Annotated in this window: 7 protein-coding genes and 1 pseudogene; 3 read left to right on the top strand and 5 right to left on the bottom strand. The window is 63.2% G+C overall.

Annotated features, from left to right (window positions below):
- Positions 1-621 precede the first annotated feature (621 nt).
- The 3 genes and pseudogenes from AWC07_RS27005 to AWC07_RS16410 form a co-directional block, all read right to left on the bottom strand.
- Positions 622-1,224 carry a hypothetical protein gene (locus AWC07_RS27005; RefSeq protein WP_139829733.1) on the bottom strand — a complete coding sequence of 201 codons (603 nt, stop codon included), beginning with the start codon at positions 1,222-1,224 and terminating at the stop codon, positions 622-624.
- A gap of 492 nt (positions 1,225-1,716) precedes the next feature.
- Positions 1,717-2,302 (bottom strand): annotated as a pseudogene (locus tag AWC07_RS28825) (hypothetical protein); the annotation flags it as partial.
- On the bottom strand, positions 2,303-2,596 hold the full coding sequence (locus tag AWC07_RS16410) for a hypothetical protein (RefSeq protein ID WP_036409700.1): 294 nt from the start codon (positions 2,594-2,596) through the stop codon (positions 2,303-2,305).
- Positions 2,597-3,083: 487 nt separating this feature from the next.
- Here AWC07_RS16410 and AWC07_RS16405 point away from each other — a divergent pair, with 487 nt between their 5' ends.
- From AWC07_RS16405 to AWC07_RS16395, 3 genes are all read left to right on the top strand, one after another.
- Entirely contained in the window at positions 3,084-5,063 is a 1,980-nt protein-coding gene (locus tag AWC07_RS16405; protein ID WP_085105145.1) for a putative alpha/beta hydrolase, read from the top strand.
- Between the two features lie 76 nt (positions 5,064-5,139).
- Positions 5,140-5,601: a hypothetical protein gene (locus AWC07_RS16400; protein ID WP_051507822.1), complete on the top strand. Its 462-nt coding sequence runs from the start codon at positions 5,140-5,142 to the stop codon at positions 5,599-5,601.
- 156 nt (positions 5,602-5,757) lie between these two features.
- The gene (locus tag AWC07_RS16395) at positions 5,758-6,219 is read left to right on the top strand and encodes a hypothetical protein (protein ID WP_036410331.1); all 462 of its coding nucleotides are present in this window, start codon (positions 5,758-5,760) and stop codon (positions 6,217-6,219) included.
- 23 nt (positions 6,220-6,242) lie between these two features.
- On the opposite strand, the gene AWC07_RS16390 is transcribed toward AWC07_RS16395, so the two are convergent.
- Positions 6,243-8,480 (bottom strand): prolyl oligopeptidase family serine peptidase, encoded by a 2,238-nt coding sequence (locus tag AWC07_RS16390; RefSeq protein ID WP_036410314.1) that lies wholly within the window; start codon positions 8,478-8,480, stop codon positions 6,243-6,245.
- 28 nt (positions 8,481-8,508) lie between these two features.
- The gene (locus AWC07_RS16385) at positions 8,509-9,627 is read right to left on the bottom strand and encodes a M24 family metallopeptidase (RefSeq protein ID WP_036410315.1); all 1,119 of its coding nucleotides are present in this window, start codon (positions 9,625-9,627) and stop codon (positions 8,509-8,511) included.
- Positions 9,628-9,638 lie beyond the last annotated feature (11 nt).

The raw sequence follows: 9,638 nt of genomic DNA, 5'->3' as shown, positions 1-9,638 counted from the left end.
CACCAACCCAAAAAACCACCACTGACCAGCACAAACAACGCTGATCAGGCATCAAGGGCGGAAACTCCCGCTAGATCATCCTGCGGCTCACCGCAAACCGGACCTGACCAGCCCTCTTCAAGGTCGAGGAGGTAGTAATACAACGCCGGATCATCAAAGTCGGTCCACGGCCCAGGATCTATGAGGGACTTCCTGGTGTCACGGACAAGGCCCCAGGTAATTTCTGACGGTGGCGCCTGGTACACCAGGTACATCATGGGACCTTCGGTCCACGCATGGGAAACCAACCAAAAACACGTAGTATCCCGGCACTTCTCTCCCGGCATTGTCAGCGTTCTTAATCACGATGTGCCGCAACAACTTTTGCAGGACATCGGCGGCGAACTGTCGCTGCCCTTCTGCCGGATCAGTTGATGGGGACATAGTTGTTCACCCATGGTGGTGTCCAGGTCCAGTTCGGCCCAATTTCTACCACTCCACTACCCCCTGCCAGGGGATACATGGTGATCACTCCCTTCTGTCCGCCGCCGGGCACGGTCGGATTGCCTTGGCTTACGTTGGCGATTCGTGAGACTTTCGCCAGAGGGCGGCAGCGATCGGGTTTTGCCGTACGAGCCTGGTTCATGGCGAATACGTGTACTGCTCGCGCACCTCCATCACTGATTCCCACTGGGGGAATCCGGCGATTATTTCCGCATCGGACAACTCCGTCATGTCCGGTGGCGCGCCGTCTAGGCCATCGATGTGTCCGATGTAGATCCGAGCGGTTAGTCCCGACAGGGACAACCAATCGAAGTTCAAGACGTACTCGGTCAATTTTTCAATGGCGGGCATCGCCCTTGGATCAGCGACTGTGCCGGGACGATCCGCGTCTCTTGCCCATATGTCGCCACCATTCCGTGCGATCAGCGGAGGGATATTAGACGTTGTCGGTGTCCAATAGCCTCGTGTGGAGTACCACGGATGCTGGCGACTGGCATCGTTCGACCAAGCGACCTTCCCGACGCCCGTTACCACGACGAGAGCAGTATTTGAACCCTCGAAACCGCTCCATCGGATGTCGAAGATAACGCCGGCGCGCGAGCGCTGCGGCGAAAGGCGCATATCAATAAACTCGGCTTCATTTAGAGCGCCCTGCTCGATTAATGGGTTCGCCTTAGAAACTGTAGTCAGCATGACCTCCGGCGCGAACTCATAAAGTTCGCGAATCGAATAAGCGTTCATATGAAAGATCCTATCATCAGTTTGGCACGGGTATATGCGCAAAGGGATCTGAAGATGACACCGTCCGACCAGTAAACGGGTCCACTTCTTGACCCATAATATTGAGGTAATTCAAATACCTGTGGGGGTACTGGGCTGTTGGTTCCATGACTCGGATCGATACGACGCGTGGATCAATGCCTGGTTGATTTGGCGTTATCGAATAGATCCAACCTTGTCCAGATTTCGCCGGGGTGTCTGAGATAACTCCAGGCGGAACACCGGGCAGGTTGACTCCGCCCGGGCCGATTACATTCGTGGGCGAGTGCTGCTGCGGTAAGACGTCTAGGTATTGTTGCTTTTCGGCGTTAAGCAGTTGGGTTTCGACATGGAAATCAGCTCTTCGTGGATCGCTGGGAGGCAGTGACTAAATAAAGGTTTATAGATATGGTTGTGCTCCCATATCCTCCGGTTGACATCCTTCAACCCAGCGGCAGCTTGCTCACGCGACATCGGCGGCTGCGGCGGTGGCGGCTCTTGTTTCCAGGTGTGGTCGACGGCCTGGACGTGCGGTTTGTGGTCGTGGGGTGTTTCCGGGAAGGTGGTGGCGATTCCGGCCGTCGCGGTCGTGATTTTGGCGCCTACTTCGTGTTCGACCCCGACGAGCTGGGTGGCGCGTTGGCGGATGTCGGCGGCGAAAGCTTGTGCTTGTGCCTGACGAGATGCCTGTTCTGCGGCGGTGCGGCTGGTTCGGGTGTCGGCGACAGAGAGGTCTTCGCCGACGTTGAAGCCGGCGTCGTTGGCGTCTTGGACGGCATAGATGACCCGCCGTTGGGCGGCGCCGATGGTTCCGGCGCCCTCACGCGATGACCGCAGCCTGACGCAGCTGGTCGGCCTTGGCGGTGACGATCACCAAATCACCGCCGGTTCGCGCTCGCAGCGCCTCACCGCCAGCGCCTTCCCAGACTATGGTGTGAGACTGGTTGCGCATCTGCAGGAACACGTCCTCCCACAGGTCCGCGGTCCTGGACCAGTAGTGGGCCGCATCGATGAGATGCTCGGTATCCCAGGCCTGAAGCTGCGACAGGGTCGGAAGCATCTACACCATCCGCGGTCGGACGGCCGCCATCTCCCCCGCCGCCGTCACTTCGTTGCTGCCATACTCCACGGCACCTGCCTCCACCGCACCGGTCGTCGCCTGGGTCCGGATGGTCAATACTTCTGCGGCGAGGCCGACCGCCGTATGAGCGCCGCCCACCGCCGCGGTCGTGGGTTGACACGGCCGCCCCGGTGTCGGTGATGCCAAAACGCTGAACCTAGTGCTTAGCTCACGCCACTGGCTCGCCGAGGCTTTGAGCTGATAGACATCGACGCGCAGCTCACCGGTCTCCATCCTCGGGAAGTCTAATGATGTGGCGAGGGTCGGCAACTCACCGCAGGTCGTCGGTCGCGGTGAACTGGGCCCAAGGGGACGACCAGACGAACTCTTGATCCCGACGCCAGGACCAGTCCAAGCGTTGGCGGGATCCGCCCAGCAATTTGCAGCGACGCCCTGTTGATCGACCAGTACCCCCAGGAAGTCAGCGCGATCGAAACAAGAGCACGCGCGAGCGGAGCAGCCGGCAATGGCATCAGCGATTGTTGCCCAGTTCCGCGGCGACGCAAAGCGTGTCGCGGCCCTGCTCGATGTGGTGTGACAAGCTGCGGCCGATGCACTGCAAGCATTGCAACCGCACAGCTGGCTAGGATGAGTTCGTGATGTTGGTCGACACCGGCAGCGTCATCCGCGCGACGCGCAACTGGACAATAATGCGCCGGCCGCCGCGGAAGGATAGGCTGCGGAACGAGAAACGTCAGGCCGCGAAACATCCGGTGATTCAATGCAACTCCACTGCATCAGCGTCGCCCTGCTGATCGCCGAGGCCGGCGGCGATCCGTGGGCGATCAACCGGAGCCTCCAAGCAGGTCGTCCAGCGCAAATTTCCGATCTGGCCAAAGCTTTCCATGACGCCGGTGCCTCAACGGCCGAGGCCGACGCGGCCTTCAATCAGGCGCTGCGGCGTTTCGAATGGGCCTGGAACCGGGAGAACGGCGAACACCCAATCAACGACTCTGCCGAGGTGCAGCGCGTAACCACGTCGCTGAAGCTCCAGGCTGCGCAATTGCCCAGGATCGCTGTCGATTTGGAGAATATTGCGGCTGCCCTGGCCGAGGCACAGCGCTCCGCCGGGTGGTACATCTCGGCGCTCGAGCAGGACCTTGAGGATATCGACTGCGAGATCGGTGAGGCCCTCGCCGCCGACGATCAGGCCGAGGCCAATGCGCTGTGCGACGACGCCGTTGCCGAAACACAGGCAGTTCTGGCCCAGCTCAACCACATTCGCGACAATTATTCGGCGATTTTGCAAAGTGGGCTCGGCAATCTTCGCGCCGACGGCGTCGACCCGGCAGAGGTCGCAATAGCCGACGAACTCTTGATCCCACCGCCTGACACCGGTCCAGAGCAGGTCAAGCGCTGGTGGGATTCACTCAGCGACGAGCAAAGACGACTGTTGGTCGATCACCACCCGCAGGAGTTGGGCAACCTCAATGGCATTCCGGCCGAAGTGCGCGGCCAGGTCAACCTTGCGGTGATGAACGACGACCTCCGCCGGGTCGAAGATGCCGCCGGACAGCATGGACTGTCACCCGATAGCCTTCGTGGAAACGCGCTTAACAACGTGAGCAACGATGTTTTCAGCAACCCCGGCAAGTACGGCCTGACCGCTGCAGACATCACCAGGTATCAGAACGCGGTGAAGACCAACGAGGGCCTAAACCATGATCGCGGGGACCCCGCGAAGCCGAGGCCTGTCATGCTGTGGGCCTACGATCCGTTGGCGTATAACGGCAAGGGCAGGGCGGCGATCGCAATCGGCAACCCGGATAAAACGCCGAACATCGCCGTCATCGTGCCCGGTACCAACAGCAGCGTAAAGGGAGGCTGGTTGTACGACGGGCACAACGATGCCATCAATCTCTTCGAGCAGTCGACCAAAGCTGACCCGACCCATCCCACCTCAGTGATCGCCTGGATGGGCTATGACGCTCCCGAGTTTGAATTCCAGAATCCCGAAGCGGCCGTGACCGACCCGTCGAAACTGCAACAGGTCGGCACACCCTGGATGGCGCGCCAGGGAGGCGCGGTGCTGGCCGCCGACGTCAACGGCTTGGCGGTTACTCACGATGGTGGCATCCCGTCTCACGTCACCGTCATCGGGCATTCATACGGTTCGACGACAGTCGCCGATGCGTTCGCAAACAGTGGTCTGCGCGCCAACGACGCCGTGTTGATCGGCTGCCCAGGATCCGATCTGGCGCATAGCGCCGCCGACTTCCACCTCAACGGCGGAAACGTCTACGTGGGTGCCGCCTCCACCGACGCGATCAGCTGGATCGGAGAATCAGGTAGCGCCGTGCCCAATTGGGTCAACAACGCACTCGACTACCCGCTCGGGCCACTAGCGGGACTGGGCGGCGACCCCGCTCACGACGGTTTCGGCTCAGTGCGATTCCGCGCCGAAGTAGCCGGCACGCATGACATTACCCCCTGGTTCAATGATCATTCGCACTACTACAACATGGGCAGCGAGGCGCTGCACAACATGACTGAAATTGCCGTCGGCCACGGAAACAATCTCGCAGGAGAAGGAATGCTGGCACCCCACCGAGCCGAAGAACGAATCTCTACCCCGACGCAGGTGCATACGCCGTTCGGAACGATTCCGCTGCCGCATGTCGAGATCCAAACTCCTGTCACCGTCGACCCGGAATGGGACCGGCCAGGGGACTCAGTCACCAATGACCACGAGTTCAAGTAATTGCCTCAGGTCAGGCCTGCTGCGGCTTGCGGTCGTAGCGCTGACGGTGGTTTTAGTCTTGGGAGGTTGTTCGCTTATGTATCCGTTTGCGCACGATGTTGACCACCCCGAACATCCGCTCTCCGACGAGCAGGCCATGGCGCAGGTGGTCGACCCTGCCAAACAAATTGCGAAAGTGGCTGGATTACAGGATGTTTCAGGGGTATTTGGCTGGGAATCCTGCAACGATCAGGGCGACCCACCCTACCGAGGACGTGTCGACATGGGATACGACATGCCGGTGGGTGTCGACCCTCAAACCTATTTTGAGCGGATCGCTAGGGCGATGATCGCCCAGGGTTGGTCAGATGGCCCACCTGCTGGGCTGCATGCTTTTGGTCGCGTAATTCACAAAGACGGCGTAATGGCGATCATCGGCGTGCACTCTGGTGGCAAACAGTGGGGCTCGGTAGAGCTTTCTGGCGAATGTCGCAACATGGGTGCTCACCGCCACGATGGCAAATGGTACGACATCAAGGACCAGCTGAATGCGGGATAAACCCGTGCCCGCAACGGTTTTGCCGCATAGGCAGTGCTTGTCTAGCGGCGAGCTCCATCACCAATGACGATGAGTTCGAATGATCGATTCCGGCGATGGCCAGAACGTCTGGCATGGCCGCTGACGTTGGTTTTCGTGTTGGGAGGTTGTTCGCTGATGTATCCGTTTGCGCACGATGCTGACCACCCCGAACATCCCCTCTCTGACGAGCAGGCCATGGCCCAGGTGATCGAGCCGGCCAAGCAGATCGCAAAAATAGCAGGGCTGCAAGATGTTTCAGGAGGATTCAGCTGGGAGTCCTGCAACGATCAGGGCGATCCACCCTACCGTGGTCGGGTCGACATGACCTTCATCGTTCCGCTTGGCATCGACCACAGCAGCTACTTCGAGCAAGTTGCGGCGACGATGGTGGCTCACGGTTGGTCGTCCGGCGCGCCGCCGGGACAGCACTTGTTCGGAACGGTGGTTCACAAAGATGGTGTCATGGCAACTATCGGAATAAGTCCATTTCTCGGCGCCGATGGGGCGATCGAGCTTTCCGGCGAATGCCGCAATATGAACAACCACCGCACCGACAGCAACGGGTTCAGCATCAAAGACCAGCTTCGTGGCCAGTGAAGCTCACCTATCAGCCGCGCTCGCTAACCCGTCCGCACCAACGAAATCTGGTGCCGCCCAGCCGGTACCGCAACCGTCGACCCGGCCGGCTGACCATCCAGCCGCACCTGCACGCCGTCCGGCAAACCACCGAGAGTGATCTGCGCGGCAAAGTCAGACGCAACCGCAATGCTCGACGACGGCAACGACGCCAGCCCCGCCCGTGCGACATCGACCGTCAGGCTGGCGACTCCGGTGAGCCGCAGCGTCAGATACGGCAGCGCGTCGGCGGGACCGGTTACCCGCCAATCCAATTCGGTGTACAACCCGGGCGTCGGGTCGAAGTGCGGGACGAAGCCGCGGCGCCGGCGAATGCTGTGCATCGGATCCGGACGGGCATAGGAGCGGGCGTCGACTTCCGCGGTGGCTCCGCGCCGGGCCGTCACCGCGGGATCGGCGGTCAGCTCCGACAACCACCACAGCTGATGCGGCCCGATGCCGAGGTCCGCACGCACCAGCTGTGGATACCACGCGAACGTGATGTGGCCCGGATCCGATTGGCGCACACCGGTTCCCATGTGCGCGATCGGATCGTCGAACTTGTCCTGCAGCACCCAGGCGACGTGATCCTCGAGCGGGTACACGGTGAACCGGTAGCGGTAACCCAACCTGTCCAGTTCCAGCACCTGCTCGGCCGCCGACGAAAACGGCACCAACTCGTCGAGCAACCCGTGGGCGATCACGAACGGCAGCCAGCGGGCATTGGCCAGCAGCTCCCAGGTGTCACCCTCGCGGGCACAGTGCGAGTCCAGGTTGAGATCGGCGGGAATGTCGACGTTCGGCAGCAGCCGCACCCCACATGTCGGCGGCCCGGCCAGCACCACGGCCTGAGCGAACACCTCCGGGTACGTCAGCCCCAGCTTGTAGGCCGCATAACCGCCCATCGAGTAGCCGGAAACGACGGTGCGGTTGGGGTCGGTGTCCAGCTGCTCGGCCACCCGCGCCCACACTTCCCACACGTCGAGTTCACCGGCGTCGAAGTACCAGGTCGACGGACCTCGACCCAGCGGCGTCACCACCACCGAGCCGCGGGTCTCACACACTTCGTGCAACAAGCGGGGGTCGATCGCGGCGAACTGGGTCTGCCCCAACGCCAGCGAGTGCAGCAACAGCGTCAGCGGCAACGCCCGGCCCGGCGCGTACGTCGACGGCAGGCACACCGAATACGGCTGCACCCGACCCAGAAACTGCGGGTCGGTGTCCAGCACGGTCCCCGCCGCGACGCCCTGGCCCAGCTCAATCGAGGACACGTACCACCGCGTCGACGGTCCGGTGATCACCGGTTCGGACGTGGTTTCGCGGGCCGCAAGGCGGTCCCATTCGACGGCCACCGCGAACTCGGAGACATCACCGCTGGTCAGCGCTTCGGCCTGGGACGCATCGGACCAGAAGTTGAGGTGCGGCTGCTCCTGCGTGTGAGTGCGGAAGGCGACGTTGTAGACGTTGGGCTGACCGGGCAGCGCGCCCCGCTCGGCCGGCACATCAGCGAACCCGTCCCCCGCTGCGTTGGCCAACCCCGCGGCCAGCCGAACCGTCCACGTCCCGGCCGGCTCCAGCACCGACCGCGGCACCTGCGCCAGAAACGACCGCGCCGGCAGGTCGACGCTGTGCTCGACCGGCGTCGCAACCTGGGTGGTCAGGTCGATCAGCCGGGCGCTGCGACCCGAAACCAGCAGGGCCATATCGATACCCGCCGACCGCACCCCGGCCCCGGCCGGCCACACCGCGGACGCGGTCCGGCCCCGATCGGTGTCGAAGGTGAACAGCGCGATCGGGACCGTGGCATCCACCAAGGTGTTCCAGTCGACCCGCCACCAGGTGTGGGTCTCGGTGAGCCCGATCGCGACGCGGAAGATGTCGGCGCCGTTGCCGGCCGCGGGCCCGCTGGGATACACGTAGGTGCCCCGCGGCGGCGCCTGGATCTGCAGGGCTCCGACCGGCAGACCCGTCGCGCCGTGGTCGTCGTAAAGAAAGTCTGTCCAAAACAGTGCCCCGCCGGCCATGCGGGCAGCCCCGCAGGTTCGCGGAAACTGCTCGCCGAACGGCCATCCCGCAGGCGCTGGAAGCGTCGGCTCGGGCCGCCGAGCGGCGGGCGGCGCGCCCTCGGGCATCCCGTCGACCACGACCAGGTCAGCAGGGGGCGCCGGCGACGGGTGCACCACCGCGTCGGCGACCTGGCGGGCGATACGTAACGGAAGCAGGGTCAGATCCAACAGCGACACGACGCCAACCTACCCGGCGCCAGTGACATCAAACCGGCACCACCACCAACGAGTGCGGCCGGTTGTTGACCGACAGCGCGCCGTCGGCGGTGACGACGACGATGTCCTCGATGCGCGCCCCCCAGCGGTCCGGGAAATAGATGCCTGGCTCGATGGAAAACGCCATGCCCGCGGCCAGCGGCAAGTCGTTGCCGGCCACGATGTAGGGCTCTTCGTGCACGCTCAATCCGATGCCGTGTCCGGTGCGGTGCACGAAATGCTCGGCCAATCCGGCCTCGGCCAGCAGGTCACGGGCCGCGGCATCCACCCGCGCCGCCGTCACCCCCGGACGCACCGCGTCTACGGCGGCGCGCTGGGCCCGCTGCAATATCGAATAGTGTTGTGCCACAGCCGGATCAGGTTCGCCGATGCTGTAGGTGCGGGTGCAGTCGGAATGGTATCCGGGCTCGACGGTCCCACCGATGTCGACGACGACGATGTCACCGACCTGCAGTGTGCGATCCGAAAACCGGTGATGCGGGTCGGCGCCGTGCGGGCCGGATCCGACGATGACGAACGCCACCTGCGAATGTCCTTCGGCGACAATCGCTTCGGCGATGTCGGCGGCGACCTCGGCCTCGGTGCGGCCCGGCATCAGGAACTCCGGCACCCGGGCGTGCACCCGGTCGATGGCCGCACCCGCCCGTCGCAGCGCGTCAATCTCCGCCTTCTCCTTGACCATTCGCAGCGTGCGCAGCACATCAGTGGCCAAAACCGGCAGCGCGCCCAGCGCTTCGGCCAGCGGCAGCAGATGCAGCGCCGGCATGGAATCGCAGACCGCACTCGCTTGGCCGTCGCCCAACGCGGCCGCCACCAGTCGGTAGGGATCGTCGCCGTCGACCCAGGTCCGCACGCGTAGCCCCAGAGCATCGGCAGACTCCGCGAAAGTGGCCAGCTCCAGCCGCGGCACGACAATGGTTGGCTCACCGGAAGCCGGCAGCACCAGCGCGGTAAGCCGCTCGAACGTCTCCGCCCGCGAGCCGATCAGGTAGCGCAGGTCATAGCCCGGGGTGATCACCAGACCGGCCAGGCCGGCGTCGGCGGCCGCGGCTGCCGCCGCTGCCAAACGTCGCGCGTAAACGGCGGCATCGAATCGGCGAGAGTCCATGGCAGCCAGGC

It is taken from the genome of Mycobacterium gastri, from assembly GCF_002102175.1.
Classification (GTDB): Bacteria; Actinomycetota; Actinomycetes; order Mycobacteriales; family Mycobacteriaceae; genus Mycobacterium; species Mycobacterium gastri.
The sequence above is the reverse complement of the archived record's forward strand: the minus strand, read 5'-3'. Positions and strand labels throughout refer to the sequence as shown.